The 26544-nt window shown below is 70.1% G+C and carries 24 protein-coding genes and 3 pseudogenes; 20 read left to right on the top strand and 7 right to left on the bottom strand.

Features of this window, described 5'->3' with window-relative positions; translation table 11 throughout:
- Window positions 1-90: 90 nt before the first annotated feature.
- The 5 genes and pseudogenes from AB0P35_RS11995 to AB0P35_RS11975 all read left to right on the top strand — a co-directional run.
- Window positions 91-273, top strand: a pseudogene (locus tag AB0P35_RS11995) (ATP-dependent Clp protease proteolytic subunit); the annotation flags it as partial.
- Between the two features lie 391 nt (window positions 274-664).
- The gene (locus tag AB0P35_RS11990; protein WP_363509663.1) at window positions 665-1081 is read left to right on the top strand and encodes a hypothetical protein; all 417 of its coding nucleotides are present in this window, start codon (window positions 665-667) and stop codon (window positions 1079-1081) included.
- Complete coding sequence (locus AB0P35_RS11985; RefSeq protein ID WP_363509661.1) at window positions 1078-1440, top strand: hypothetical protein; 363 nt, start codon at window positions 1078-1080, stop codon at window positions 1438-1440. The genes AB0P35_RS11990 and AB0P35_RS11985 overlap by 4 nt, the downstream gene beginning before the upstream one ends.
- Before the next feature lie 17 nt (window positions 1441-1457).
- Entirely contained in the window at window positions 1458-1814 is a 357-nt protein-coding gene (locus AB0P35_RS11980; RefSeq protein ID WP_363509659.1) for a metalloregulator ArsR/SmtB family transcription factor, read from the top strand.
- 107 nt (window positions 1815-1921) lie between these two features.
- Window positions 1922-3376 (top strand): MFS transporter, encoded by a 1455-nt coding sequence (locus tag AB0P35_RS11975; RefSeq protein WP_363509657.1) that lies wholly within the window; start codon window positions 1922-1924, stop codon window positions 3374-3376.
- A gap of 521 nt (window positions 3377-3897) precedes the next feature.
- Here the strand turns inward: AB0P35_RS11975 and AB0P35_RS11970 are convergent.
- Window positions 3898-4560 (bottom strand): class I SAM-dependent methyltransferase, encoded by a 663-nt coding sequence (locus AB0P35_RS11970; protein WP_363509655.1) that lies wholly within the window; start codon window positions 4558-4560, stop codon window positions 3898-3900.
- 85 nt (window positions 4561-4645) lie between these two features.
- On the opposite strand from AB0P35_RS11970, the gene AB0P35_RS11965 reads away from it, so the two are divergent.
- The 6 genes from AB0P35_RS11965 (at window position 4646) to AB0P35_RS11940 (ending at window position 12298) form a co-directional block, all read left to right on the top strand.
- Entirely contained in the window at window positions 4646-5275 is a 630-nt protein-coding gene (locus tag AB0P35_RS11965) for a TetR/AcrR family transcriptional regulator (RefSeq protein WP_363509653.1), read from the top strand.
- A 249-nt stretch (window positions 5276-5524) separates the two neighbouring features.
- Complete coding sequence (locus tag AB0P35_RS11960) at window positions 5525-5923, top strand: nuclear transport factor 2 family protein (protein WP_095876198.1); 399 nt, start codon at window positions 5525-5527, stop codon at window positions 5921-5923.
- A gap of 313 nt (window positions 5924-6236) precedes the next feature.
- Entirely contained in the window at window positions 6237-8072 is a 1836-nt protein-coding gene (locus tag AB0P35_RS11955; protein WP_363509651.1) for a glycoside hydrolase family 15 protein, read from the top strand.
- A gap of 136 nt (window positions 8073-8208) precedes the next feature.
- Complete coding sequence (locus AB0P35_RS11950) at window positions 8209-10635, top strand: SpoIIE family protein phosphatase (RefSeq protein ID WP_363509649.1); 2427 nt, start codon at window positions 8209-8211, stop codon at window positions 10633-10635.
- Window positions 10636-11117: 482 nt separating this feature from the next.
- Window positions 11118-11546 (top strand): hypothetical protein, encoded by a 429-nt coding sequence (locus tag AB0P35_RS11945; RefSeq protein ID WP_363509648.1) that lies wholly within the window; start codon window positions 11118-11120, stop codon window positions 11544-11546.
- 203 nt (window positions 11547-11749) lie between these two features.
- Window positions 11750-12298 (top strand): hypothetical protein, encoded by a 549-nt coding sequence (locus tag AB0P35_RS11940; protein ID WP_363509646.1) that lies wholly within the window; start codon window positions 11750-11752, stop codon window positions 12296-12298.
- A gap of 28 nt (window positions 12299-12326) precedes the next feature.
- Here the strand turns inward: AB0P35_RS11940 and AB0P35_RS11935 are convergent, their stop codons facing one another.
- Window positions 12327-12815, bottom strand: coding sequence for a hypothetical protein (locus tag AB0P35_RS11935; RefSeq protein ID WP_363509644.1), 489 nt, complete (start codon window positions 12813-12815; stop codon window positions 12327-12329).
- A 501-nt stretch (window positions 12816-13316) separates the two neighbouring features.
- Between AB0P35_RS11935 and AB0P35_RS11930 the strand changes: the two genes are divergently transcribed.
- Entirely contained in the window at window positions 13317-13859 is a 543-nt protein-coding gene (locus AB0P35_RS11930; RefSeq protein WP_363509642.1) for a thioredoxin family protein, read from the top strand.
- A 12-nt stretch (window positions 13860-13871) separates the two neighbouring features.
- Here the strand turns inward: AB0P35_RS11930 and AB0P35_RS11925 are convergent.
- Window positions 13872-14027 (bottom strand): annotated as a pseudogene (locus tag AB0P35_RS11925) (beta-glucosidase); the annotation flags it as partial.
- A 350-nt stretch (window positions 14028-14377) separates the two neighbouring features.
- On the opposite strand from AB0P35_RS11925, the gene AB0P35_RS11920 reads away from it, so the two are divergent.
- Entirely contained in the window at window positions 14378-16210 is a 1833-nt protein-coding gene (locus AB0P35_RS11920) for a cholesterol oxidase substrate-binding domain-containing protein (protein ID WP_363509640.1), read from the top strand.
- A 321-nt stretch (window positions 16211-16531) separates the two neighbouring features.
- On the opposite strand, the gene AB0P35_RS11915 is transcribed toward AB0P35_RS11920, so the two are convergent.
- Window positions 16532-17248, bottom strand: a complete 717-nt coding sequence (locus AB0P35_RS11915) for an SDR family oxidoreductase (RefSeq protein ID WP_363509638.1) — start codon at window positions 17246-17248, stop codon at window positions 16532-16534.
- A 141-nt stretch (window positions 17249-17389) separates the two neighbouring features.
- On the opposite strand from AB0P35_RS11915, the gene AB0P35_RS11910 reads away from it, so the two are divergent.
- The 4 genes and pseudogenes from AB0P35_RS11910 (at window position 17390) to AB0P35_RS11895 (ending at window position 19926) form a co-directional block, all read left to right on the top strand.
- On the top strand, window positions 17390-18337 hold the full coding sequence (locus tag AB0P35_RS11910; RefSeq protein WP_363509636.1) for an AraC family transcriptional regulator: 948 nt from the start codon (window positions 17390-17392) through the stop codon (window positions 18335-18337).
- Window positions 18338-18377: 40 nt separating this feature from the next.
- On the top strand, window positions 18378-18542 hold the full coding sequence (locus tag AB0P35_RS11905) for a hypothetical protein (protein WP_363509635.1): 165 nt from the start codon (window positions 18378-18380) through the stop codon (window positions 18540-18542).
- A gap of 114 nt (window positions 18543-18656) precedes the next feature.
- A pseudogene (locus tag AB0P35_RS11900) lies at window positions 18657-19632 on the top strand (IS701 family transposase); the annotation flags it as partial.
- A 33-nt stretch (window positions 19633-19665) separates the two neighbouring features.
- Window positions 19666-19926: a hypothetical protein gene (locus tag AB0P35_RS11895; RefSeq protein WP_363509634.1), complete on the top strand. Its 261-nt coding sequence runs from the start codon at window positions 19666-19668 to the stop codon at window positions 19924-19926.
- A 137-nt stretch (window positions 19927-20063) separates the two neighbouring features.
- Here AB0P35_RS11895 and AB0P35_RS11890 read toward each other — a convergent pair whose 3' ends face one another.
- From AB0P35_RS11890 to AB0P35_RS11880, 3 genes are all read right to left on the bottom strand, one after another.
- The gene (locus AB0P35_RS11890; protein WP_363509633.1) at window positions 20064-20837 is read right to left on the bottom strand and encodes an alpha-ketoglutarate-dependent dioxygenase AlkB; all 774 of its coding nucleotides are present in this window, start codon (window positions 20835-20837) and stop codon (window positions 20064-20066) included.
- Window positions 20818-22047, bottom strand: coding sequence for a hypothetical protein (locus tag AB0P35_RS11885; protein ID WP_363509631.1), 1230 nt, complete (start codon window positions 22045-22047; stop codon window positions 20818-20820). The genes AB0P35_RS11890 and AB0P35_RS11885 overlap by 20 nt, the downstream gene beginning before the upstream one ends.
- Before the next feature lie 553 nt (window positions 22048-22600).
- Window positions 22601-23512, bottom strand: a complete 912-nt coding sequence (locus tag AB0P35_RS11880) for a universal stress protein (protein ID WP_363509629.1) — start codon at window positions 23510-23512, stop codon at window positions 22601-22603.
- A 938-nt stretch (window positions 23513-24450) separates the two neighbouring features.
- Between AB0P35_RS11880 and AB0P35_RS11875 the strand changes: the two genes are divergently transcribed.
- The 3 genes from AB0P35_RS11875 (at window position 24451) to AB0P35_RS11865 (ending at window position 26352) form a co-directional block, all read left to right on the top strand.
- On the top strand, window positions 24451-24927 hold the full coding sequence (locus AB0P35_RS11875; protein WP_363509627.1) for a DUF5994 family protein: 477 nt from the start codon (window positions 24451-24453) through the stop codon (window positions 24925-24927).
- Between the two features lie 233 nt (window positions 24928-25160).
- Window positions 25161-25448 carry a hypothetical protein gene (locus tag AB0P35_RS11870; RefSeq protein WP_363509625.1) on the top strand — a complete coding sequence of 96 codons (288 nt, stop codon included), beginning with the start codon at window positions 25161-25163 and terminating at the stop codon, window positions 25446-25448.
- A gap of 409 nt (window positions 25449-25857) precedes the next feature.
- Window positions 25858-26352: a universal stress protein gene (locus AB0P35_RS11865; protein WP_363509623.1), complete on the top strand. Its 495-nt coding sequence runs from the start codon at window positions 25858-25860 to the stop codon at window positions 26350-26352.
- Window positions 26353-26544 lie beyond the last annotated feature (192 nt).

Here is a 26544-nt window from a genome sequence, read left to right as displayed (position 1 = left end):
GGCAGATCGGGCTGCCCGTCGGACCGTCCGGGGCCGGGGGGAGGGGAGGGCCTTCGCGGCCGACCGCCTCCGTCTGACAGGGAGTTCCCGATGAGTCCACTCGCCCCCCACCGTCCGCGCCCGAGGACGACCCCGACGAGCCGGTTCGACGACCACCTGGCGGCGCAGCTGCTGGCCCAGCGGATCGTCATGCCGGGCACCCAGGTCGACGAGGTGTCGGCGAACCAGGTGTGCGCGCAGCAGCAGCTGCTCTCCACCGAGGACCCGCGCACCTGCGACCACACCGAGGACTGGCCGATGTGGCCCGGCGACCACAACGCGACCACCAGCTGACCAATCAGCAGAGAGAGCCGATACCTGGCTTCCCAAGTATCGGCTCTCACAACCGACTTCACAGTCAGGACGACAGGATTTGAACCTGCGACCCCTTGCCCCCAGGCGCATCAGCGGTGCACCGGCTCGGCCACTTGGCGTGGTGAACCGGTCCGCATGCCTGTCGCCCGCGGCGCTTCGCCCCAGCCTATGCGTCACTGTGCCGGCCTGTTGATGTCAGCTGCGGATGTCAGCCACGGCAAGGCGCTGGGACTGCAGATGCCATGGGAGCCACGCGCCGAGCAGCACAGGGATCACACCAACTTGGTTGGCACCCATGCACCTTACGCCCATGACAGGTACCAGCATGAGGAGAGACGTGGGGATCCGATACCTGACGGATGCAGATGCGGTCCTGAGCGCGCTCAGGGAGTTCGACGACGTGGGACAGAAGAGCTTCCTCGTCGAGACCCACGGCTTCAGGTCCTCCACCCGCTACTACCTCCAACACCCCGACTGCCGCTACGACCCCAAGGCGATCGCGGGGGTGGCCCACGGCTACCAACACGGGAAGTCCCTGGCCTACAACGACTTCCCCGGTGGGGAGGCGAGCACCAACGCCGTCCTGCGGCTTCTCGGCTTCACCGTCCTGTCCGGCATACCCTCCACCACGAGGAGGAACGGGTCTGGCGCTTCACCATCTGGAAGAACCTCTGCGCCCGGCAGAACGCCGACGGGCTGCTCTCCCCCGGCGACCCGCGCGCAGTGAACGCCTACGGCGGCCAACAGGGCATCCGAGTCGACAAGGCCCGCACCGAGAAGCTGAGCCCCGTCGGCCTGACCGTGGAACTCGAGCACACGGGCGTCGACTACCCCGACGAGGTGGACGACGAAGGGGCGCTCTACCACTGCCCTGAGACCAAGCGGGCCGGCCAGGACATCGCCGAGATCGACGCCACCAAGGAGACGGCCGTCCACCGACTGTCTGTCTTCCTCATCTCGGAGCACGGTCCACTGCGCTCGGTACGGCTCGGCCGGGTCGCGGGCTGGGAGGAGGAGAGCAAGCTCGGGGCTCGTGGCCCGCCCATTCCCCCGAACCGCGACGTGTGCGCACGTGAGCAATCCTGAACATCTACGATGTCCGCATGGACACACGCACTCCGCTCGCAGATGCGAACCAGTCGCAGCAGCATCCCGGCGGCGTGCGCCTCGAGGTCGCCGCCTCCGTCCTCGCACTGCTCGCCGACCGCACCCGCCTCTCCCTGCTGGAGCGGCTCGGCCGCGGCGAGGCGGACGTCACCACCCTGGTCGAGGCCACCGGGGCCGCCCGCCCCTCCGTCAGCCAGCATCTGGCCAAGCTCCGCCTCGCCGGCCTGGTCACCACCCGCAAGGATGGCCGCCGCGTCGTCTACTCCCTGCGCCACGGCCACCTGCGCCGCCTCGTCGACGAGGCCCTGAACGTCGCCGACCACCAGATCGGCGCCCTGCCACCCCACGACTGACCGGCTCCTCTCTGCCCCTCACCGAACCGCTTCGGAACAGACATGTGCATAAGTACGCACGTATTGCCTAGGATGGTGGCTTCACCACGCCGAACCGGGACGGGGCCATGCTGACCGTGCTGCGCAACCGCACCTACCGCCACCTGTTCACCGCGCAGGTCGTCGCACTGGTCGGTACCGGGCTGGCGACCGTCGCGCTGAGCCTGCTCGCGTACGACATCGCCGGCGACAACGCCTCGGCCGTGCTCGGCACCGCGCTGGCGATCAAGATGGTGGCGTACGTGGCGATCGCCCCGCTGGCGGGCGCCGTCGCCGACCGAATACCGCGCCGAGCCCTGATGGCGGCGATGGACCTCACCCGGGCCTGCGTCGCGCTGACACTGCCGTTCGTCACCCAGGTCTGGCAGATCTACCTCCTGATCTTCCTGCTCCAAGCCGCCTCTGCCGCGTTCACGCCGACCTTCCAGGCGACCATCCCCGAGGTGCTCCCGGCCGAGCGCGACTACACGCAGGCGCTGTCGCTGTCCCGGATCGCGTACGACCTGGAGAGCCTGTTCAGCCCCGCACTGGCCGCCGGCCTGCTGGCTCTGGTCTCCTACACCTGGCTGTTCGCCGGCACCGCGGTCGGCTTCCTCGCGTCCGCCGCCCTGGTCGTCTCCGCCGTGCTGCCCAAGCCGAAGCCCGTCGAGCGCACCGGCGGCATCTACGCCAAGGCCGCCTTCGGCACCCGGCTGTTCCGGGCCACCCCCCGGCTGCGCGCCCTGCTCGCGCTGGACCTGGCGGTCGCCGCCGCCGGGGCGATCGTCTTCGTGAACACCGTCGTCCTGGTGCAGGGACACTTCCACCGGCCGGCCGGGGCGGTCTCCCTCGCCCTGGGCGCCTACGGCGCCGGGTCGATGCTCACCTCGGTGACCCTGCCCCGGTTGCTGCGCCGGCTGAGCGACCGTGCAGTCATGCTGCCGGCCGGGTACGCCCTCCCGGTCATCCTGGCCGCGGTCGCAGTGATCACCGCCACCGCCCCGTCGACCTGGTCGTGGACCGCGATCCTGGTGGCGTGGGCCGCGATCGGGGCCGCCTGCTCGGCCGTCCTCACCCCGGGCGGGCGGGTGATCCGCCGCTCCGCCGCGGATGCCGACCTACCCGCCGCGTTCGCCGCGCAGTTCTCCCTCTCGCACGGCTGCTGGCTGCTGACCTACCCGCTCGCCGGCTGGCTCGCCGCCGCGGCGGGCCTCCCCGTCACCGCCGCCGTCCTCGGCGTGATCGCGCTCGCCGCGACCGCGGCCGCGACTGCGGCCTGGCCCGGACTCGACCCGGCCCGACTCGGCCACGTCCACCACGACCTGCCCGCCGGCCACCCGCACCTCGCGGCCGCGCGGCGGACCGAGGACGGGTGGCGGCACGGCCACGACTTCGTCATCGACTCCCTGCACGGACACTGGCCCGGCTCCGCCGACCGTGCCCGTGAACGGCCGCACTGGTCCCCGCAGGCCGACCGCGCGCGGGGCTCCGGGGCGACGACACCGGCCGGAACGACCACGAATCGGAGGAGAACCGCGCGATGACGAGTGAACCCACCGAGCGTCCGGGGCCTACGTGCGGCGACGAGACTGCCGTGGCGGCGCAGCGCGCCGTCCGGCCGCGGTTCTGACCGCCGGTCGGCGGCACGCCCGCGCTGACATGCGGCCCAGACCTCCGCCGTGGTGGCCGACGCCCCGGCCGCCGCCCGCTTCTGCCGCGACATGATGATCCATCACGCCGAGGCCGCCGACGACAGCACCCGGATTCGAACGGGTCCGCGGCGCCACATCCGCGTGGCCGACCGCGACGGCGGTACGGATCCGACTCACCGGGGAAGCTCGGGTGGCGACCCACGCGGACCCGACCGACGCAGGCGGCTACTCGCCGCGCTCTCCCCGTCGACGCAGCCACCTCCGACCGAGCGTTCCCGCCGCCACATGGCAGAGGGCGCCCACGGCGGCGAGAGCCAGGCCCGCCTTCGTGCCCAGCCAGAGGTGGAGCGCGAGTCCGGCCGGTACGAGGGCGATCGCCGACAGTCTCAGGACGCCTCCCGGTGGTGTGGCGCTCATCGGGCGTGCTCCGGCTTCATGCCCTGCACGTAGCGGATCCACGGGAGGTCTCCGGCGACGACCTGCCCGAAGCCTGCACGACGGACCAGCGGTTCGAGCAGGTGGACGGGGTTGTGCTCCATCGCCGGGCCGGTGACGGCGCCCACCAGGTGACGTGCGATCCGGCCGCTCGGCGGGCGGAAGTCGGCGACCAGGACGCGCCCGCCGGGGCGCAGGACCCGCATCATCTCGGCGACCGCGCGCTCGTGGACCTGCTCGGGCAGGTGGTGGATCACCAGGCTCGTCACCACCACGTCGTAGGTGCCGTCCTCGGCGTCGAGGTCCTCCGCGATGCCGTCGGCGAACGTGCAGTTGGCCAGGCCCGCAGCCAGGCGTCGGGCGTGGGCCACGGCGTCACCGGAGGGGTCGATGCCCAGGACGGACCCGGAGCCGGTGACCGCCTCGGCCACGGCTCGGGTGAGGTAGCCGGTGCCGCAGCCGACGTCCAGGACCCGGTCGCCGGGCCGGGCGCCGCTCAGCCGGGCGAGCCGGGTGAAGACGGCGCGTCGGCGGCCGAGGAAGAAGGCGGTGCTGAGCGCCTCGTATCCGCGCCCGTGCGCGATGGTCGTACCGGCGGTCCGGCTGTCGGGACTGCCGTGCAGAAAGCGTGCGAGCTCCATGGCCCACCCTTTCTTAGTCGTGACTAAGTACTCTTAACTTAGTCACTACTAAGTTTGTCCGCAAGAGGCCCACTAGGATGCAGATGTGCCAGAGCCGACCCCCGCCGCAAGCCCCCGCCGGACCAGGCTGAACGCCGCCGACCGCAGAGCCTCGATCCTCGCCGCGGCCACCGAGGTCTTCGCGGAGGCCGGCTACCAGCGCGCCAAGATGTCCGATGTCGCCGGGCGGGTCGGGGTCAGCGAACCGGTCGTTTTCCAGAACTTCGGCTCCAAGGCCGCAGTCTTCGCGGCCGTCCTCGACACCGCAGCCCTGCGCGCCACGCAGATGATGCGCGAGTGGGCCGCCGCAAGCGGGTCCACCGGCGCCTGGCTCACCCAGTTCCTGGCCCCCGACCACCTGACACAGGTCCATGCCCGCGGCACGCTCAGCGTCCTGTTCTCCGACGCAATGGCCCTCGCAGCGGACCCGACGATCGCACGGGCCGCCCGGAACGCGAACCAGGCCGTGGCGGAGGTGCTCACCGAACTCCTCGCCCGGGGACAGCAGGACGGCAGCGTACGCCCGGACCTCGACCCCGCCACCGCGGCCTGGTGGCTGCTCTCCCTGCTCGCCTCCCAGGGCTTCCGCCACGCGGCCTCGTCCGAGGCCGAACGCGTCGAAGCCGGCCTCGCCGAGATGACCCTGCGCCTGCTCACCACTCCCGAGCGCAGCTGAGGGCCGTCCCGCGATCGACCTTTGAGGGTCGGGGCGGTGCCGGGCTCGGCGGCCCGCAGGTCACGTCATCTCCACCGTCCGCCGGCGCAGCAGCTTCTGACGTCACGTCGGCCCCGCACCCGCCCGCCGCGGAGGGCCCGCCCCTCTCAGCGACGCCCCGCCGATCCACAGGTTCCGAGCACTGCTCTCTGCGCCGCCGATTCACCGAACCACTGCCGCCGCACTCCTGTGCAATGTTACTGTCGCGCCGTGTCCAAGAGTGAGATCGATCTGCTGACCGCCGAGTTCTTCGGCGCCTTCGACAACCGGGACGGAAAGCCCGCCGACGTGGCGCGGATCCGCCGCCTGATGCTTCCTGGTGGCGTGATCGTCAGCACCAACCCGAATTTCACGGCCTACACCGTCGAGGAGTTCATCGAGCCACGGGTGCGGCTGCTGGCCGACGGCCGCCTGGTCGAGTTCTCCGAATGGGAAACCTCCGAGCGGACCGAGGTCGTGGGCGACATCGCCTCGCGGTTCGGCGAGTACCGCAAGTCCGGGATCCTGGACGGCGAGCCGTTCGAGGGCGGCGGCACCAAGACCATCCAGTTCGTCCGCACCCCGGACGGATGGCGAATCTCGGCCTTCGCCTGGCACGACGAGGTGTGACCGACCCGAGAACGCGACCCGCTGCTCGGCCGGGCGCCCCGGCAGACCGCCGGTCAGCGCCGGCGCGGACAGTGGCCGCACCATTCCGGTGAGTGACGGCCGAGCCGAGCCGGACGGGAGGGCGGCGCGGTGGCGGTCACAGGGTCAGCGGTCACAAGGCCGGTGGAGCGAGTCCCCGTCGGTCGTCGAAGAGCCCGATGGCCGGGAGCCGATCCTCCTCAACGGTTGCGGCCGGGCGGCGTTCCGGTACGGCGGTCTAGCATGAAAGCGAGGTCCTGCCGGGTGTCCTCGGCGGCTGTGTGAGGAGGCCGATATGGCACGCGACAGCGCGACCTTCGAGAGGCTGGACGGCTCGCGGTACATGCCGATCTCCGAGCACGGCCTGATCGGCGATCTCCGCACCGCCGCGCTCGTCGCCACCGACGGCACCATCGACTGGTACTGCTGCCCGCGCTTCGACGCGCCCAGCGTTTTCGCGTCCATCCTCGACGCCGACAAGGGCGGGTCCTTCGAACTGGCCGCCGACGTGCCGACGCGTACCCGGCAGTTCTACTTCCCCGACACGAACGTCCTCATCACGCGGTTCTTCGCCGCGGACGGGGTGGCGGAGATCCAGGACTTCATGCCGGTGGTCGACGAGTCGCGCGAGGCGGACCGGCACCGGCTGATCCGGCGGGTGATCTGCGCACGGGGCACTCTCCCGTTCCGGGCGAGGATCGCGCCCCGCTTCGGCTACGGCGCCGAGCGCCACACCGTGCAGCTGGAGCCCGGCCGGGCGGTGTTCCGCGCTCCGTCGCTGGCGCTGGCGCTGACCGCGACGGTGCCGATCGAGGGCGACGGTGTGGACGTGCAGGCGCACTTCAAGCTCCTCGAGGGCGAGTCCGCCGTTTTCGCCCTCGACGTGGCGAGTGCCGACGTCAGCCCGCGCGGGTGCCCCCGCGTCGAGGCGGAGGAGCAGTTCGGGGCGACGGTTCGGTTCTGGCGCCAGTGGCTGGCCCACTCGCGCTACCACGGACGGTGGCGCGAGATGGTGCACCGGTCCGCACTCCTGCTGAAGCTGCTCACCTACGCCCCCACCGGCGCGATCGTCGCCGCACCGACGACCAGCCTGCCGGAGCAGATCGCCGGCGAGCGCAACTGGGACTACCGCTACGTCTGGGTCCGCGACGCGGCCTTCTGCCTCTATGCCATGCTGCGTCTCGGATTCACCTCGGAGGCCGAGGCGTTCATGGGCTTCCTCTCCGAGCGCGGAATCCTGCGGGGCGCCGGCCCGACCGGGCCGTTGCAGATCATGTACGGCATCGACGGGCGCAGCGACCTGCCCGAGTACGAACTCCCCCACCTCGAGGGGTACCTCGGATCCGCCCCGGTGCGGGTGGGAAACGCCGCCACGGGACAGCTCCAGCTCGACATCTACGGTGCGCTGATCGACTCCGTCTATCTCTACGACAAGTGGGGACAGCCGATCAGCAGCGGCCATTGGGACGAGGTGGGTGCCGTTGTGGACTGGCTCTGCGACCACTGGGACCAGCCCGACGAGGGCGTCTGGGAGACCAGGGCGGGCCGGCGGAACTTCGTCTACTCGCGGCTGATGTGCTGGGTGGCCCTGGAACGGGCGATCCGGCTGGCCAACCGACGCGGCCTCCCTGCTGACCTGCTCCGCTGGCGGCGGTCCCGCGACGCGATCTACCGGCAGATCATGAGCCGCGGCTGGTCGGCCGAGCGGGGTGCGTTCGTCCAGGGGCTGGACGACGATGTGCTCGACGCGTCCCTGCTGATGATGCCGATGGCGAAGTTCATCTCCCCGACCGACCCCAAGTGGCTCTCCACCCTGGACGCACTCGGCGCGGACCTGGTCTCCGACTCGCTGGTCTACCGCTACGACCCGGTCGCCAGTCCGGACGGTCTGCGGGGTGACGAGGGCACCTTCTCCATCTGCTCCTTCTGGTACGTCGAGGCGCTGGCCCGCGCCGGGCGGCTGGAGGAGGCCCGGCTGGCCTTCGAGAAGATGCTGACCTACGCCAACCACCTCGGACTGTTCGCCGAGGAGATCGGCCGGACCGGCGAGCAGCTCGGCAACTTCCCGCAGGCCTTCACCCACCTCTCCCTGATCAGTGCCGCCTTCAACCTCGACCGAGCGCTCGGCTGATCCACCGTCATGCCGGCATGTCGTCCGCCGCACGACCGCGAGCGGACGACGCTTCATCCGAGACGGGCGCCGGCATGTCCGATCGCCCCTCCCGTCTCGGCAAGTCGGGTGATCCGCTCTCGGTGATACTGGCGGTATGGACGCACCGGTGCCCGCGTTCGGCGAGGCTCCCGAGGACCCCTTCGCGGTGGCCCGTTCGGCCTGGGCGGTCCTGGACGACCGTGGCAGGGTCGTCGGCTGGAGCGAGCGAGCCGAGGCCCTGCTCGGCTACGGGCCGCGCGAGGTGCTCGGTCGCGCTGCCGCCGAGTTCCTGGTCCACCCCGCCGATCGGGATGCGGTGCTGAACGCGGTTGCGGAGTGTGAGCACGAGCGCGGCTGGTACGGAGTGTTGCCGGTGCTGCACCGTAACGGCCGCCGAGTGGAGCTGGGCTTCCGCGCCCGTGCCGTGACCCGGGTCGACCTGCGGTCCGAGTGGTTCCTGGTCATGGCGCCGGCCGAGGAGGTGGTCCAGTGGGAGACGGACCGGTCGGTCCTGGACGGCCTGTTCCGGCGCTCTCCGATCGGCCTGTCGGTGCACGCCCCCGACCTGAGCATCCTGCGGGTCAACAGGGCGATCGCCCGGTTCAGCGAGGTCCCGGTCGATGAGCACCGCGGCCGGCTGATGAGCGACTTCATGATCGGTCCCGACGTGGAGACGATCGAGGCACTGCTGCGGCAGGTCCTGGAGACGGGCGAGCCGCTGATCTTCACCGAGCAGCCCTGCCGGGTACGGCGGGATCCCGACCGCGAGCGCATGGTGGCGATCTCGGCCTTCCGGATGCACGACCCTGCAGGCCGGATCCTCGGGGTCACCCAGATGGTCGAGGACGTCACCGATCGCCATCGGGCCCGGCGCCGGCTGGCGCTGCTCAACCGAGCGAGTGCCCGGATCGGCACCACCCTGGATGTGGCGCAGACCGCCCGGGAACTGGTCGACGTCGCGGTCCCCGATCTGGCCGACGCCGTCGCGGTGGACCTTCTGGAGCCCGTCATCCGGGGCGAGGAACCCGTCCAGAGGGCGTCCGGGCCGATGCGCAGAACGGCGATCCGGACGGTCGGGCAGGACGCGCTCGATGTGATGTACCCGGTCGGCGAGGTATTCTCCTTCGATCACCGCACACCGCAGGCCAAGTGCCTCACCGTGCAGGCGCCGGTCCTCGAAATCGAGCTGGAGACCAGCCCCGGCTGGTACTTCCAGGACCCGGAGCGCTCCAGGCGCGCCGTCGCTCTGGGGGCCCACTCGCTGATCGTGGTACCGCTGATCGCCCGCGGCCTGCTGCTGGGCATCGTCAGCCTGTGGCGGGCCGGGCGGCCCGAACCGTTCGAGCAGGACGACCTCACGCTCGCGGAGGAGTTCGCGGCCCGCGCCGCCGTCTGCATCGACAACGCCCGCCGCTTCACTCAGCAGCACCAGGCGGCGCTGACCCTGCAGCGCAGTCTGCTGCCACACGCTCTGGCCGAGCACCGTGCCGTCGAAGTCGCCCACCGCTATCTGCCGGCCGATCCGGCCGCGGGCATCGGCGGCGACTGGTTCGACGTGATCCCGCTCTCCGGGGCCCGCGTCGCCCTGGTGGTGGGCGACGTGGTCGGTCACGGCCTGCACGCCGCAGCCACCATGGGCCGACTGCGCACCGCCGTCCACACCCTGGCCAACCTGGACCTCGCGCCGGACGAGGTGCTCTCCCATCTGGACGATCTGGTGAACCGCCTGGCCGACGAGCAGGAGGCGGCCGGCGGAGGTTCACAGACCCAGCAGATCGTCGGAGCGACCTGCCTCTACGCGGTGTACGACCCCGTCACCGGGCAGTGCACGCTGGCGCGGGCCGGCCACCTGCCGCCCGCGGTGGTGACTCCGGACGGCCGCTTCAGCCTTGTGGACCTACCCCCCGGGCCTCCGCTGGGCTTGGGCGGGCTGCCCTTCGAGGCCGCCGAACTCCATCTCGCGGAAGGCAGCCTGCTGGCGCTGTACACCGACGGGCTCATCGAGACGCGGGACCGCGATCTCGACATCGGGCTGCAGCGGCTGCGCGAGGCGCTGTGCCGGCCCGCCGAGCTGCTGGAGGAGACCTGCCAAGCGGTGGAGGACGCCCTGCTTCCGAAGCTCTCCCACGACGACGTCGCGCTGCTCATCGCCCGGACCCGGGTACTCGCGGCGGAGTCCGTGGCCACCTGGGAGCTTCCCGCAGACCCCACCGCCGCCGGCCGGGCCCGCAAGCTGACCACCGCCACGCTGGCCGAGTGGGGGCTCGACGAGCTGGCCTTCACCGCCGTACTGGCCGTCAGCGAGCTGGTCACCAACGCCTACCGCTACGGCGGGGCACCGGTGATCCTGCGGCTGATCCGCGACCGATTCCTGATCTGCGAGGTCTCCGACGGCAGCAGCACCTCACCCCACCTGCGGCGCTCCCGCATGACCGACGAGGGCGGGCGCGGTCTCTTCCTGGTCGCCCAGCTCACGGAGCGCTGGGGTACGCGCTACGCCCGGGACGGCAAGACCGTGTGGACCGAGCTGCCGCTGCCGTAGCCAGGACGACAAGAGCACGGTGCTGCGGGTCAGCCTGCGTGGTGACGGCGACGGCCCGCCGCACCACGCAGCGTTCATGGTCGCCGCGTTCCCGAACCGGTAAGCCAGGCGGTCACACGCGGGGGTGGCCGAATGCCGTGAGACTTCGTCAACATGGCCCGGTGAAAAGCTTGTTGGCGCAGACATCTGCCCCTGCGCCGCGCGCGGGCGCTGCTGCCGCACGTCACCCCTGGTGCGACTGTGGATCGGGTGCGTGAATCGCTACGCTCGGCTTGAACCGGGATACGTTACTTCTGAGTAGCTGCCGCTCAGCAGGCCGTCCTGCATCCGCTGTCGCGGCACGACCTGGCCCCCAGCCGCACACCACCCCGGTCCTGTCATCATCCCGTGTGTCTGCCGGGACCGGCGCGATTCCCCGCGCCCACGGTGGCCGGGTGCACCGCGGCTGCCACGGATCCGCGGTACGCCGATACGATCGGCGTGTGATCGTACCGGGACAAGTACCGACGGCTCGCGAGGCGGCGATCCGGCGATGGCTGCCGATCGGGCTGCGGGCGGCCGCGTTCCTGCTGGTGCCGTGGATCGTGGTGCTGGGCCTGTCGGTCCGCCGTTTCGGCGCGCGCAACCTCGCCAACTCCTGGGTCTGGCTGGACGTCATGGAGGTGGCGGCGCTGCTGCTGCTCGCCGTACTGGTGCGCCGCCGCCACCGGGCCACCAGCCCCCTGGCCGCCGCCACCGCCGTGCTGCTGGCGATGGACGCCTACTTCGACATCTGGTCCGCGCACCACGGTCCCGACTACCTGCTCGCCCAGGTCCTCGCCTATAGCGCCGAGCTGCCCGGCGCGACGGTCCTCGCCGCCCTCTCCTGGTACTCGCTCCCCTGGGCGGCCCCGGGACCGGTCACGCCGTAGAGAGGGCCCCGGGCAGGCCCGCCCGACGCGCCCCGGCGCGAGCCGTGAGACTCGGCTGCGGGCCGCACACCGCCGGTCCCCTGTGCCTGCGGCAGCGGCCTTGCGCCGTCCGGGTGGCGGATCGCGGGGAAGGCAACCGCGCGGGGGGCGGTGGGAAAGCATCGGACCGAGCGTCGGCAGGAACAACGAGAGGGGACCGGTTCATGAGCGCCCACGCAGGGCAGCGCGGCTCCCCGGCCAAGGGCCTGGTACGTCGCTGGAGCCAGGCTGCCGATACCCACCTGACGCCGACCAAGCGGTCCCTCCTGGTGACCTGGACCGCCTTCGGTACGACCTTCGGCACCGTCCGGCTGATCACCCACGGCATCCGGGGCGGCTGGCTGCCCTGGGGCAACATGTCGGCGGGCGGGCGGCACCTGCACCACTACAACATCGGCATCGCGGTCCTGGCCGGCGTCGGCCTGGTCGCCGTACGCGGCGACGAGCGGGCCGTCCGGCATCCGCTGGTCGCCGGGGGCTACGGAGCCGGTACGGCACTGATCGCGGACGAGTTCGCGCTGCTGCTGGACCTGCAGGACGTGTACTGGACCGAGGAGGGCCGGATCAGCGTGGACGTGGCCCTGGGGATCATGGCCGCGCTCGGCACCTACCTCACCGCGGCGCCCTTCTGGCACGAGATCGTCCGGGTCACCCACGAGCACGCGAGGCGCCGCGGTGCCGCCCTTCTGGCGCGCTCGGTGCCGTACGACTGACGCCGCCGCCGAACGGTCCGACGGCCTGTCAGTCCTCGGCGTTCCGGCTCGGACCGGCCTCGGTATCCCGGCGGTCCAGAGCCTCCGCGGTGACGGGGTACCTGGCGCGGAGCCGGTCCCGGAGCGACTGGGCCGACGTGCCGCCCACCGATGTCACGTCGGGCTCCACCCCCGGGCCGGCAGGCAGGACACCGGGTGCACGCAACCGCGTCACCTCCGCTTCCAGCTCGGCGACACGGGCCTCGAGCAGCTGCACGTCCCGGGCCGCGTCCTTGTATCCCTCCTTGTGGCGCCTCGCGACGTGCGTGAGGGTGTCCACCCGGTCCGCGAAGGCGTCGCGTTCGGCGGTGATCGGCTCCACAACGTGGCCGGCGATGACGGCCGCAATCCAGTCGACCCATTGGTTGATGCGCTCGGCGCCCGGCGCGCCGATCAGGTCGGCGTCCTGCAGACCGTTGAGCATCGCTGGTCGGATGGCGTCGGCGATGCGCTGCTGCGGGCCGGGCTGCTCGGTCACAGCTGCTCCTCGATGACGATTCGGACGGCTTCGCCGACCGCTCTGATGCGGATGGTGTCGGGGAAGCGATCTTCCCATGCGCCGGCCCTCCGGGTTCGATGCGGGCGAACCTGCCGGCCGGCCGATGCGTCCGGTGACGAGATGGTGACACCACGGACACGCGACCCCGGGCGACCGGCCGGGTCGGGGACGACTCCGACTCCCCCGACCCCGGCCGGTCCGTCGGTACAGGCGCGGCGAAGCAGGACGTCGAGGACGCCGCACTGGTTCACGCCAGGTGTGGCCGACGTCGGCCGGTCACTCGTCGTCGGCGCAGTGGCTGTCGCAGTAGCCCGGTGCCCGGTCGCCGGCGGTGGCGCCGCCGATCGGCGGGCGGTTGTCACTGCGGCCGACACAGACGTCGCGGTGACCGGCATCGGTGAATTGGCAGCCGCCGGTCCCACCGGACGACCATGATGGTATACGCACGGCCGCCGCAGTCGACCAGAGGAAGTGAATCAGATGGCCGCCATCTCCACCCTCGTCCCACTCGGGACACCGGCGCCGGACTTCTCGCTGCCCGCGATCGACGGCCGGGTCGTGGCACGGGACGACTTCGCCGCCGCACCGGCCCTGTTGGTGGCCTTCCTGTGCAACCACTGCCCGTACGTACGGCACGTCGAGCAGGCTTTCGCCGAGTTGGTCGGCGAGTTCCCGGACCTCGCGGTCGTCGGGATCTGCAGCAACAGCCCGGCCGTCGCACCCGCCGACGACACCGACGGGCTACGCGCCCAGGTCACACGCACGGGGTGGGCCTTCCCGTACCTCGTCGACCTCGACCAGTCCGTCGGCCGGGCGTACCAGGCCGCCTGTACACCGGACTTCTTCCTCTACGACGCGCACCGCGAGCTGGCCTACCGGGGCGCGATGGACGACTCGACGCCCGGCAACGGGAAGCCGGTCACCGGGGGCCTGCTGCGGCACGCCATCGACCTGGTGCTGGCCGGCCGGACCGTCCCGGAACCGCACCGGCCGAGCATGGGCTGCTCCATCAAGTGGGCGTGACGGACGACTGCCTTACGCGCTTACGCGCTGGGCGTGCCGCCGGGCAGGCGGGCCAGCGGGAGATTCACGGTGTCCTCGGCTGCACCACCCGTACGACGCCTTCGGCGTGCGCCGCTGCGTTTCGAAGTCGCCGTGGACGAGCCCGAAGCGCTGATGGAACCCTTCCGCCCGTCGAACACCCTGTTGCCGCATCCGCAGCCCCACGCTCCGGGCGGACCACCGAGTGCCGGCGCCGATCCAGCGGCCCGGTCCGGCCGTGGTCGTGGACACCACCGAGCGGCTCCAGCCGCAGTGGCCCCGGGTTCGGCATCCGCTGTCGAGGCTGCACTGCCGGCCCGCGATGCGACCCGGATCATCGTCGTCCCCCACACGCGACCTGGCGAAACGGCACCGTACCGGTCGTTCTCACCGATGGACGCCGATGTCCGGGTGACATTCCATCCGGACCGAAGGCGACTCGCGGCTGATCTCCGTCGACAGCGTCAGCACCTGGCCATCTCCCTTGATAGCGTCAGCGCGTGGCAAACCAACGGCCTGACCGAAGCAGTGGCCTGACCCGGCGTAAGGCGCTCGCCGGGCTCGGCGGAGGAGCCGCCGCCTGGCTGCTGCGCGGCACCGTCGGGCCGGACAGCGCGCGGGCGGTCGGCGCCGCCCCCGCCGGGCTCCCGGCCGGGGTGACGCCCTACCAACGGGTGTACGAGAACTGGGCCGGTGAAATCCGAACCGACCCGCTCTGGGTCTGCGCGCCGAGCAATCCGCGCCAGGTCGCCGACCTCGCCGACTGGGCCCGCGCCGCAGGCTGGCGGTTGCGTCCGCAGGGGTACCGGCACGGCTGGGCACCGCTCACCGTCACCCCTGGCACCCCTGCCTCGGCCCAGGTGCTGCTGGTCGACACCACCCAGCACCTCACCTCCATCGCCCTGACGGGAAGCTCGGTGGCCGGAGCCCCGACCGTCCGGGTGCAGACCGGCGCCTCGATGGAGGACCTGCTCGCCCGGCTGGCCGGTCACGGCCTCGGTGTCACTGCCTGCCCCGCGCCCGGCGATCTCACCGTCGGCGGCGTACTCGCCATCGGCGGCCACGGCACCGCCGTGCCGGCCACCGGCGAGACCTCGCCCACCGGTCACGGCTTCGGCTCGCTCAGCAGTCACGTCGTCTCACTCACCGCCGTGGTCTGGGACGACTCGCAAGCCCGTTACGTGCTGAGGGAGTTCGACCGGAGCCAGGCCGACAGTGCCGCCTTCCTGGTCCAACTGGGCCGGGCCTTCCTCACCGAGGTGGTGCTCCGGGTCGGCGCCGACCGGAACCTGCGCTGCGTCAGCCGCCTCGACATCCCGGCCGTCGAGCTCTTCGCCGCACCGGGCATGTCCGGCAACCGGACCTTCGCCGACTTCGTCGCCCGGGACGGCCGGGCCGAGGCGATCTGGTACGCCTTCACGACGCACCCTTGGCTCAAGACCTGGCAGGTCACCCCCACCCGCCCGTTCGCGGCCCGCACTGTCACAGAGCCGTACAACTACCCCTTCTCCGACAACATCCCCAAGCCGGTGGCCGAACTCGCCGGCCAACTGATCGAAGGAGCCTGGTGGTTGGCCCCAACCTTCGGCCAACTCCAGTTTCTGATCACAAAGATCGGCCTCACCGGCGACCTGACCGACGTCCTGCTCTCCACCGGTCTGCTGCGCAGCCTGCTCACCGGCGAGCTGCTCACCCACCTGCTCGCGGACGGCCTGCACTCCGACCTGTGGGGCCCGTCGCGGGCGGTGCTCCAGTACGTCCGGCCGACCACCCTGCGGGTCACCGCCAGCGGGTACGCGGTACTCGCCCGGCGGGCCGATCTCCAGTGGGTGGTCAGCGAGTTCACCACCCACTACCAGCGGCTGCTGACGGAGTACCAGCAGCGCGGCGAGTACCCCGTGAACGGCGCCGTCGAGATCAGGGTCACCGGCCTGGACGACCCGGCCGTCTCCGGCGTACCCGGCGCCCGACCACCACTGCTCTCCGCCCTGCGGCCCCACCCGGACAAGCCCGAGTGGGACACCGCCGTCTGGGTGGACGTCCTCAGCCTGCCCGGCACCCCCGGCCTGCGCCGGTTCTGCCGGGACCTCGAACAGTTCCTGCTGCGCACCTTCGACGGCACCCGGGCCGGCCTGCGGGTCGAGTGGTCCAAGGGCTGGGCCTACACCGAGGACGCCACCTGGGCCGACCCGGACGTGCTCGGCCGCATCATCCCCGACAGTCTCCGCACGAGCGGCGGCCCGGGCTGGGACGAGGCGATCGCCGTCCTGGACCGCCACGACCCGCACCGCGTCTTCGGCAACGCATTCCTCGACGGACTGCTCCGCTCCTAGTACTCCAGTGTGACTTCGCGATCTACGCGCTGGAGGGGGCGGAGAGCTGCTGCCGGTAGTGGTTGCGACGTGCCGAAGCTTGGTGGCTTCTGCGCCAGTTCGACCAGTGCAGGAGTGCGTTCAGGGCTGTGATCGGTGGGCTGAACAGTGCGCCGATCAGGCGGCGGATCTCCGGGCCGGTCAGGTCGACCGGGTCTCCGCTTCGGGCCGGGCGGCTCGCATCCGCACGTCTGGTCGGCCTCGCGTCGTCGACTGCCACGGCAAGGAACGCGTCGCGCGGGTGCGGCGCTGTTCCGTTGGCTGGTATGCGTGGCGCCTGTGTCACACCAGTGCCGCGCCGCCGTCTATCGCGAGCGTGGTGCCGGTGACGTAGGCGTTGGCCAAGACGAAGAGATAGGCCGCCGCGGCTTCCTCGGCAGTGCCGACACGCCGCGTGAGCAGCTCGGACCCGGCGCCCCGGAGGAAGGCCTCCGGGTCCGGGACACTGCCGTCCCACAGCTCGGTGCGGATCACACCGGGCTGGATCACGTTGACGCGCAGAGGGGCGAGTTCGACGGCGAGCGCCCGGGACAGCGCCTCGATGCCGCCGGTGATACCTGCCGTGAGCGCGGTTCCGGAAAGGGGGCGGATCGCGAGGACGCCGGAGCTGAAAGTGATCGAGCCGCCGTCGCGCAGTCGCGGTGCAGCGTACTTGGCGGAGAGGAACGCGCCCCAGAACCGGCGCTCGAAGACGGCCCTGGCCTCCCGCGGGGTGGTGTCGACCAACGGCTTGATCAGCAGAGATTCGCCCGCGGTGTAGACGAGGTGGTCGAACTCCCCGACCTGCTCGAAGAACGCGGCGATGGCGTTGCCGTCGGCGACGTCCAGGCGGCGGCCTTCGGCCGGCTCGCCCAACCGCTTCGTCGCGGCGTCCACGCGGTCCTGATTGCTGGAGGCGACCACGACGTCCGCGCCAGCCGCCGCGGCCTGTTGGGCTACCGCGAAACCGATGCCGGAGGTTCCGCCGATGATCACGATCTTCTTTCCAGCCAGAGACATGGGATCCATTCCTTCGTCGATGCAGTGCGGAGTTCGGCACTGCCATGGCAAGAACGTACGCCTCCGCATCGAGACGGTGAATGACTTAAGATCTCGATTCCCTGTCATATCGTCTCGCCATACAGGCACTAGAGTGGCGCTATGGACATCCTGAGCGACACCCTCGAAGTCCTGCGCACGGGACGCCCGATGGTGACTCGCACCGACGCGCACGCCCCGTGGGCCCTGAGGTTCCAACCCATCTCAGGAGCCGGATTCCACGTGGTCGTGGAAGGGCACTGCCACCTGCTGCCACTGCACGGCCAACCGCTCGCGCTCGGACCCGGCGACATCGTGTTCCTGCAGCGCGGCAGCGGACACACCCTGTGCGACGTGCCGGGCCGCGATCCGGTGGACTTCGTACCGGAGCGCGTGGACCGTTCTTCGCCGATCGGCCAGGTCACCGTGGACGGACCGGGGCCGCACACGGTGCTGGTGTGCGGCGCGTACGCGATCGACGTTGATCGCCCGCATCCGCTGTTCAGCGATCTACCGGAGGTCATCCACCTCCCCGCGGTTCCGGGCCGCCACCCGGTGCTGCGCTCGGCGGTCGATCAGCTGTGCGCCGAGTTCCACGCGCCGCAGCCGGGCTCGGACGCGGTCGTCACGGCGCTCATCGATCTGCTGCTGCTGTACATCCTCCGGTCGTGGTACGCCGAACTGCCGAAGGAGCGGACACGGGGTTGGCGGGCTGCGCTGACCGACCCGGCAGTCGCCCCGGCCCTGAAGGCGATCCACGACGATCCCGGCCATCCCTGGACCGTGGAGTCGCTGGGCACCCGCGCCGGGCTGTCCCGTGCGGTGTTCGCCCGCCGCTTCGCCTCGGTGGTCGGCGAGCCGCCGTTGACCTACCTGACCAACTGGCGGATGGCCACCGCGGCGCGGCTGCTGCACCAATCGCCGGCCCCGCTGAGCACAATCGCGCAGCACACGGGGTACACGTCGGAGTTCGCCTTCGCCAAAGCTTTCAAACGACACTTCGGATCGCCGCCGGGGGCCTACCGCAAGCAGGTCAAGACGGCAGGCGACGAACCACGCGGATACAACTGACGGTGAGGGCCAGGACATCACCGCAGCGGGCGGGGAAGCGGTGGTCGCTGCCGATCCCGGCCTCGCGGTGGCCCCGATGTGGTGGAGCGCCGTGCGGATCGTGTCCAAGAACCCGAGCGATGCGGTGATCGCGACGATGCTCGAAGTGGCGGATGTTCTGGAGGCCAAGGTCCAGGGTGACGACGGCGAGTACTACGACGCCTGATGCGTGCGGCCACCGCGAGATGATCAAGGGTTTGTGTGGACTCTTGAAGATCGTGCGGTGGCCGTGGGCCGTAGCGTAGACCCCGTTCGATGGCAGGCGTTGTTCGACCAGGCCATGGCTCGGATTGCGGGCCTGCTCGGGCGAGTGGAACCTAGGGCCGCGGCCCGCGCCTATCTGCTCGGGTTGCTGTCCGGGACCGAGCGCAAGAACTGCTGGCAGCTGGCGGAGCACGCCGGCCATAGCCGTCCCGGTCCGATGCAGCGGCTGCTGCGGTCCGCCTGTTGGGACGCGGGTGCGGCGCGCGACGAGGTCCGCCGCTACGTCGCGGACCATCTCGGCGCCGGTGACGGTGTTTTGACCATGGATGAGACGGGCTTCCTGAAGAAGGGTCGTGGTTCGGCGGGTGTCCAGCGGCAGTGCACCGGCACCGCCGGGTGGATCGAGAACAGCCAGGTGGGCGTCTTCCTCGCCTACGCCTCCAGTAGAGGGCGGGCGTTGATCGACCGCCGTCTCTACCTGCCCGAACACACATGGAGCCGCGACTCCGAGCGGCGCCGCAGGGCCGGAGTACCCGAGGACGTCGTCTTCACGACCAAGCCCCGTCTCGCCCCCTGCAGATGATCGAGCAGGCGTTGGACGCGGAGTGAGCACGTCGTGGGTGACCGGCGACGAGGCCTACGGTCAGGACCCCGGCCTGCGGGCCGGGCTGGAGGCCCGCGGGGTCGGCTACGTGCTGGCGGTCTCCTGCGCGACCAGCGTGCGGATCAACCAGGGCCGCACGGCGATCCGCGCGGACGAGGCCGCCTTTCGCCTGCCCGCCTCGGCCTGGCACCGGCAGAGCGCCGGCTCCGGGGCGAAGGGGCCCCGCTACTACGACTGGGCCTGGGTGCACATCGGCGCTGACGAGCACCGCCACGTGCTGATTCGCCGCAATCCCACCACCGGCGAGCTCGCCTTCTACCTGTGCTGGTCGCCCCGGATCGTGCCGCTGTCGGAGCTCGTGCGCGTCGCCGGTACTCGCTGGTGCATCGAAGAGTGCTTCCAGGCGGCCAAGGGTCAGGTCGACTTGGACCACTACCAGGTCCGGAACTGAACCGCCTGGCACCGGCACGTCACCCTGGCCATGCTCGCCCTCGCGTTCCTGGCCGTCGCCGTCGACGACACGCGGCCCACCAGACCTGCGGATCCGAACCGCCCGGCCCGAAGCGGCGAGCCGGTCGACCTGACCGTCCCGGAGATCCGCCACCTGATCGGCGCACTGTTCAGCCCACCGATCACAGCCCTGAACGCACTCCTGCACTGGTCGAACTGGCGCAGAAGCCACCAAGCTTCGGCACGTCGCAACCACTACCGGCAGCAGCTCTCCGCCCCCTCCAGCGCGTAGATCGCGAAGTCACACTGGAGCACTAGGAGGTCTTGCAGGACTCGCGGGTCCTGCCATAGCGGGGCTCCAGGACTTGCCGACCGTCCTGCCGCCACGCCCCGAACGCGGTACGCAAGGTTGTTCGACGGCCCTGAAGGTCACACGGGTGGCATCAGATCGCTCTCGCTGATGGTGTACGTCAGCAGTGGGTAGACGAAGTCCGTTTCATTGTTCTCACGGCGCCGTAGTCGGTAGAACTCGCGCCTCTGCTCATCGTCGGCCGACATGAGGCGCGCACCCTGCGGCAGGTATGCATTTCCGTCGCGAAACCGAACAAAGGTCTTCGACGTTCGAAACGTTACACCCAACCATTGATTGTCCGGCATCCGGGCGGGCGCGTCCAATACTATTTTGTGCCTGAGCCGCCGATTCGATTCGACAGAAAACGCGACGACACTGTTGTGGGTGAGGGGGATCTCGAAATTCTCACTACCGGACCCCTTTGATTCGAAGATCAGCTTCCTCGGCGGGCTCGATTCGGGATGTTGATAGCAGGAGAAGACCGCGATAAACGACCCGTCGGCCAGATCGAGGGCTTGGTCGGAATGACTGCCCATTGTTCTGTAGGCGTTCGTGTAGCTCTCGATGAGCGCGTTGTTGAAGCCGACCGGAAGCGCTGCACAATCTTGAATCAGTTGCGCCAGCCGTTCATGCGCCGGCTGGAAACGCTGCACCGGACTTCCGTATCGAGTGGTAGTACGCACGAGAGGCACACCGCCCTCCTGGTCAATCTTGGTAAGCACGGCGCCTCGTCGGCCTTTTCCTACGTCTTCCAAACGAGCCGACGCGGACAGCTCCGCAAAGAGATTATCCTCGATCGGCAAAGCGCACGAGAGAATCTCGTCCGAGATCCTAGACCCGCGGGGCAACATAGTCTCCCGTATTCATGCTGAAGAGAAATCCGTCGCCGTAGTCAACGAAGGACGAGGTCCTGTTCTCCTCGGCGTACAGCCTGCGCAGCTCGTCCATGCCGGCCGGCGTGGGTGGCCCCAGCTCCACCAGATCTCCGGCCACTTTGAGGAACGTGCGGCCGTCCACGTGAACGGCTTCGGCGCTCGAACAGCGCACCACGTATCCCAGGCGGGTCGGGAGCAACTCGGCATCCAGCATTGAGGGCCGGATTTCATGCGTATACAGGCGGTTGGTGGACAGCGGCATGAAGAACACGGATCCGGGGTAGAGAGTCACGGTGAACTCCGGGGGGAGCGCGACCCCGCCCCGTTCTTCGGCCGGCTCCTTGAGGCGAAAGTGGAGCCTGGTCAGGCCACTGGCGCCCTTCACCCCGTAGTCGAAGGCGTCTTCGGCCAGGGGCTGCAGGTTGTCGAGCCGGTCGTAGAAGGTGCAGAAGGCCATGATGCCGTTGACGGGCATGTCCTTGGTCTTGTCCGCATGGGCCGAGATCTTGGCCTTCGACTGCTTGCGCTCGGCCGTGGCGCGGGTGTTGTGGTAGATCTGAGCGAGAACGTGATTCAGCGGTGCCTGGTTCCGGAAGACGGCAGCGGCCTCGCGGTTCAGAGCCTCGACGATGCGCGTGTCGGTCGGGCGAAAACTCTCAGTCGGCCCCGAGAGATTCGTGGAACACCGGAGCAGGCAGAAATGCAGTTCGTCACCGCTTCGCATGACGGGCGTCAGATAGATTCCGCTGCGATGGGCTGTCCCAGGCTTGGTGGACTCCGTCAGGGACTGGAACACGTGCTCCGCACGGATCCGCCCGAAGTGATCGGCGCCGAGTCCGAAAAAGCGGCGATAGTACACGCCGACGCCGTGTACGCGGATGGGAACTCGGCCGAGGTCGACGAAGGTCCAAGGTTCGTCGACACCTTCGCGGTAACCGTGCGACAGCTCCCGGATGACGAATACCCGGGCGGCCGCATGCAGGTGGTGGCCGCTGATCCCGGACATGTTGCCGCACAGGTACACGGTCTTCTGCTTGAGGTCGGGCGAACCGGAAGCAAGGTCCTCCGGCGTGATCACGGACCCGAAGAAGTCCCTGATCAAGTCATTGTCGCGCAACATCGAAGGCGCAACCAAGATGTTGCCCGCATCCTCGATGCAGGCTTCTGCCAGCTCTGGTGTGCGCATCAAACGGTACCTGCCATTCGCAGATCTTGGTGGATTGCTCAGAACCGCGGACATGGCAACGGCCCGCACGCTTTCATGTGCGCTGCGAAGCGCAGAAGAAAGCAGGCGGACCGTTGACCCTTGATGCTCTCACGGGGCCCGACAGCGGACAACGGGTTTCTGCCGCACAGGCGGTGTGCGGAGCTGCTCGGCGAGGTCGTGAGACCGGGCGGACAGCCCGCGGCGATCGGGCTGCACCAGTCGGTGATGCCGATGGTCTGCCTGACGCGCAAGAACCTCTCGCGAGCTGTACCGGCTCCCCCACCGGCTCCCGCGTGCCGTCAGCCACCACAACCGGGCAGCGTCTCGAAGTCGACGTGCACCAGGCCGAAGTGCTGATGGAACCCCTGCGCCCGTCGAACAGGCTGTCATCGTAGACGCGACCATCTGCCGCCCGTCGGCTCCCACGCACGCCAGACCCGAGGCGCCGCCGCTGATCACGACGAGTGCCTGGCTGGAGGTCTGCCTGACAGCAACGGGTTGCGAACAGCGTGCTGGGCAGTTTTGCGGCCCTTCAGTCTGAGGCCCCTTGCGCGAGTCCGTCAGGCCCGGGCGGCCCCGACACGGTGACGACTGGACACCGAGCGTGATGCAGGACGCCCTGGCCGACGGACCCGAGGAGCTGGCCGGTGAAACCCCCGGCGCCCCGCGTGCCGACCACCAGGGCCAGGGCATGCTTCGAGGCCTCGGCCAGGACGGCCACCGGATGTCCGCGCACCACCTCGTGCCTGAGGTCCACTTCCGGGTAGGGCTCCCGCCGCCCGGCGGCTACCTCTGCGAGCACGCGGCGCGATTCCTGCTCCACTCGGTAGTCATCGGCCGCCGAGAGACGCGAAGGGTTCCAGGCGTACAGAGCGCGCAGCCGTGCACCCCGTAGCGCCGCAGCTTCGAACGCGTAGTCCACGGCGTCCTGTGACGTTCGACTGCCGTCCACGCCGACGACGACGTACGCCGGCTGCTGGGTGATGTGCTCCGGGTCCCGGACGACCACTACCGGGCAGCTCGCGTGCGCGATCAGGGGCAGAGTCACCGCCCCGGAGTGGAACACCTCCCGGACGCCGGAAAGCGGTCGTGAGCCGAGGACCAGCACCATGGCACGCTCGGCCTGCCGGTTGAGTACCTCGGCCGGGTCCCCCTCGATGAGCCGGGCTGACACCTGCAGGGCGGGGTGGCGTTCGCTGATGAACCGGGTCGCCTCGTGAAGCGCGTGCTCACCTGCGGTACGGAGTAGTCGGGCACGTTCGTGGAGTTCGGGCCAGAGCCGGGGCCAGCTGCTCTCCCGGGGTGCGGGTTTCCACGCCTGCACGACACGCACCGGCAGGTGGCGCCGGTTCGCCTCATCGGCCGCCCAGCCGAGCACCATGCGACTGGGGCGTTCGGGATCGACGCCGACCACAACGGGACGTTGTCCGTCGGGACTCATCATGTCTCCCACCCACCTCCGCATCCGATCGGCTGGTCCCCGGCGACCGCGACGCCTGCACGGTCACCGGGCGAGGAAACGAACATGCTTCCACGGTGTTCCCGAGCCGCTCGGACATCCGCCGGATCGCAGCGGAAAGAAACGGCCGGAACGCTTGTGGCCACGAGATGGGATCGCACCGCGACTACCACTTGGCGGAAACAACAAATAGGCCGCCTCCGCATCCCTGCGGAAACGGCCCACGCCCTGAATGAACGCTCTACTGAACAACAGGATTTGCACCTGCGGCCCCCGCCACCTCGGCGATCCCGCTATCTGCCGGCCGAAAGGCCGGCCTGGGATTTCGCGATTGCGAGTCGCAGAATCAGGGCTCCTGCTCCACTGTTCTGCATATGCACCTCCTCGCGATCGTCCTACCGGTAAGTTCTCCGGCACCTTCCAGGCTACTCCGGCAAAGCGCGCAATCGGGCCTTTCAGCTGCACGAATATCGTCGCGTGGGTCCACCGCCGCACTGTCTGCCCGATCGAGCCGCCCGGGAAAGGCGCCGGCCGTGCGGCCGACAGCCCCACGGCGTCCAGACGAACCGGCTCCTGAGGTGAATCCGTTGCTCCGCGTTGCGGATTGCCGCCGGTCGCCCGCGAGGACCGCCGGAACACCTCACCCGTTCTCGGGCGGTTCGCCACCGCGAAGGAGGCCGGGGACCGCAGCAGACGCTTCCGGGACAGCCGTCGGGCCGAGCTCAAGAGACGCCGCCGCAGCCCGCCTTCAAGGGGGCCGGCGTACGACCCGGTGGCGACCCGCCGGCCGCCCCCTGTCCGCCCGAGGCCGGACTGTGGCGGGAGTACGGTGGAAGAGCCCACCGTCCACGGCCTGCGGATTCCTGCGCTCCCCCGGCGGCAGCACCAGGCCGTCCTCAACGAGCCCAGGGCAGGTGTTCGACATGACCGCAACCTTCGACCCCGCGTCTGCCCAGCCACCGGGGCAAGAACCGCCGGTCCGGCTCTCACTGACACCCGAGGGTGCCACTCCCGGTCGGCTGGACGGTGCCTGGTGGCCCCGCTCGCACGACCTCCTGCGCGAACTCCCCCCGCTGGCGGCAGCACTGGACCCCACATGGGGGAAGATCACCCGTGTCACCGTGAATCCGACGCACTGGCCGGTCATCCCCCGGCGTGTCCCGGTCGCAGGCCACGTCATACACGTCGGGTGGTTCGAACAGGAGCAGGACGCGGACCAGGTGATGGTGTGCTCCTTCGTCCCTCTGCGCCTGCAGCTCCTGGTGATTCCCCCCGAGGCCGAGGCCTCCGCCGCCGAGTGGCTGATGACAGCGGCGTCCGACCCGGCCAACACGCTCACCGGCACCGACCTCCTGACGGCTGCGGGTGCGCCGCCGGCGGACCCGCGCGCAGGCGGATGAGAGCGGTCGGCAGCGGACGACCCACGCGGCTCGCCGTCTGCCCCGACTCCGGCTCCTTCCGTCGGCGTCCACAACCGCCGGCACCCCGGATCGGGCGGACGGGTGAGCGGAGTGCCGCCCCTCCCAGGCTCGAATCCTGCATCGCCCGCGAACCGGCGCTTCGCGCCGGTCGCGGGCGGTGAACGCCGGCCGGCACGCCGACAGGACCCGGCAGACCTCGAAGGAGGCCGAGGATGGCCCTGGTGCTGTTCCTGATCATCCTGGCGATCGTGCTCGGCATCGTCGGCGTCGTTGCCGAGAGCCTGCTCTACCTGCTGTTCATCGGCATCGCCGTGCTGATCATCGCCATGGTCGTCTCCGCCGTCCGGTTCCGGCACGGCGGCCGCTCCCCCCAATCGTTGAGCCGTCCGTCGGCGCACCCGCCATGCGAGTGCGCGGCGGACGCACCGATGGTCAGCGGAAGTACCCGGAACCGCTTCGCGCACAGGTGCCCGCGACCTGGAGCCACGCCGCGGGGCTGAAGCACACCTCGACCACCTGCGGAGCGTCCTCGAAGGCGCGCAGGATCCGCAGCACTCCGTTCGGGTGCAGGTCGTACTCGTACGTGACGCCACCATGTTCGTCCTGGTACCGCCTGTCCAGCGGCCCCGTGGACGGCTCCGCCCGCGACCGGGCCTCGGCCGGCCCGGCGCACGGACGCCGGGCGGGCGTGCGCTGGTGCCCGTGCACGGACAGGCGCAGGCTGAGAAGCACACGGGCTACCAACCCCTGGTCAGGCCGGCTGGAACTACCGCCCTCGGCGCCGGCCGGGCAGGGATCCGCAGCGGTTCACGGTGCTCCGCGCACGCGGCGACCGAGCGGAACGCCCGCGACGTCCTCAACGCTCGCTCCGCAGAGATCGCGCCCCCGCCGAATCGCCGGAGGTCTCCGATGACCGATACTCCTGCCTCTCGCCCGGCCCACCCGATCGTGGTCGGCACGGACGGGTCAGCCCCCGCCCGACAGGCCGTGACCTTCGCGCTCCGCGAGGCCCAGCTTCGCGGTACCGGCCTGCGGGCCGTCTGCGCGTACGAGTACACCCCCACCCAGCACTCCGGATTCGAATGGACGGCTGACTCCGGCCCCGGCACCGGCCCCATCCCGCAGCAGCGCGATCTCGTCACGCAGGCCGTGGCCGACTCCGTCAAGGAGCTGCAGCAACAGCTCGGCGGACCATCCGTGGACGTGGAGATCGTCTGCGAACGCGGTCGTCCGGCGCAGGTCCTCCTCGAAGCGAGCACGGACGCCTGCCTGCTCGTGGTCGGTTCTCGAGGATCGGGTGCCTGGGGACGCCTCACCCTCGGGTCAACCAGTACCGAGGTCGTCCACCACGCCCGCATCCCGGTCGTTGTCGTCCCGGCGGAACACGACACCGCGTCCTCCTGAGCGTCGATTCCCACCACGGCGCCGCCGCCCCCGGTCGGATGCGACACACTGCACTTCTTGATCACGGTCACGACAGGCCACCGGACTGCCACCTTTCAGAGGACGTTAAGTCCGTTTCTGGATGATCTGGTGTCGCCCGTTCGTGGGTACGGAGTCGTTCAGGCTGACTCCAGTGTCGTGTGCATGATGAGC

The sequence above is a fragment of the Kitasatospora sp. NPDC085879 genome (assembly GCF_040686255.1).
Lineage (GTDB): Bacteria > Actinomycetota > Actinomycetes > Streptomycetales > Streptomycetaceae > Kitasatospora.
Note: the sequence above shows the minus strand (reverse complement) of the source record. Positions and strands in the feature narration are given on the sequence as shown.

What these genes read in the sequence shown, in the direction of transcription:
- AB0P35_RS11990 (WP_363509663.1), top strand. Translation starts at nt 665, where the DNA reads ATGACAGGTACCAGCATGAGGAGAGACGTGGGGATCCGATACCTGACG.
- AB0P35_RS11980 (WP_363509659.1), top strand. Translation starts at nt 1,458, where the DNA reads ATGGACACACGCACTCCGCTCGCAGATGCGAACCAGTCGCAGCAGCAT.
- AB0P35_RS11975 (WP_363509657.1), top strand. Translation starts at nt 1,922, where the DNA reads ATGCTGACCGTGCTGCGCAACCGCACCTACCGCCACCTGTTCACCGCG.
- AB0P35_RS11970 (WP_363509655.1), bottom strand. Translation starts at nt 4,560, where the DNA reads ATGGAGCTCGCACGCTTTCTGCACGGCAGTCCCGACAGCCGGACCGCC.
- AB0P35_RS11955 (WP_363509651.1), top strand. Translation starts at nt 6,237, where the DNA reads ATGGCACGCGACAGCGCGACCTTCGAGAGGCTGGACGGCTCGCGGTAC.
- AB0P35_RS11950 (WP_363509649.1), top strand. Translation starts at nt 8,209, where the DNA reads ATGGACGCACCGGTGCCCGCGTTCGGCGAGGCTCCCGAGGACCCCTTC.
- AB0P35_RS11940 (WP_363509646.1), top strand. Translation starts at nt 11,750, where the DNA reads ATGAGCGCCCACGCAGGGCAGCGCGGCTCCCCGGCCAAGGGCCTGGTA.
- AB0P35_RS11930 (WP_363509642.1), top strand. Translation starts at nt 13,317, where the DNA reads ATGGCCGCCATCTCCACCCTCGTCCCACTCGGGACACCGGCGCCGGAC.
- AB0P35_RS11915 (WP_363509638.1), bottom strand. Translation starts at nt 17,248, where the DNA reads ATGTCTCTGGCTGGAAAGAAGATCGTGATCATCGGCGGAACCTCCGGC.
- AB0P35_RS11910 (WP_363509636.1), top strand. Translation starts at nt 17,390, where the DNA reads ATGGACATCCTGAGCGACACCCTCGAAGTCCTGCGCACGGGACGCCCG.
- AB0P35_RS11895 (WP_363509634.1), top strand. Translation starts at nt 19,666, where the DNA reads ATGCTCGCCCTCGCGTTCCTGGCCGTCGCCGTCGACGACACGCGGCCC.
- AB0P35_RS11890 (WP_363509633.1), bottom strand. Translation starts at nt 20,837, where the DNA reads ATGTTGCCCCGCGGGTCTAGGATCTCGGACGAGATTCTCTCGTGCGCT.
- AB0P35_RS11885 (WP_363509631.1), bottom strand. Translation starts at nt 22,047, where the DNA reads ATGCGCACACCAGAGCTGGCAGAAGCCTGCATCGAGGATGCGGGCAAC.
- AB0P35_RS11880 (WP_363509629.1), bottom strand. Translation starts at nt 23,512, where the DNA reads ATGATGAGTCCCGACGGACAACGTCCCGTTGTGGTCGGCGTCGATCCC.
- AB0P35_RS11875 (WP_363509627.1), top strand. Translation starts at nt 24,451, where the DNA reads ATGACCGCAACCTTCGACCCCGCGTCTGCCCAGCCACCGGGGCAAGAA.
- AB0P35_RS11870 (WP_363509625.1), top strand. Translation starts at nt 25,161, where the DNA reads ATGGCCCTGGTGCTGTTCCTGATCATCCTGGCGATCGTGCTCGGCATC.
- AB0P35_RS11865 (WP_363509623.1), top strand. Translation starts at nt 25,858, where the DNA reads ATGACCGATACTCCTGCCTCTCGCCCGGCCCACCCGATCGTGGTCGGC.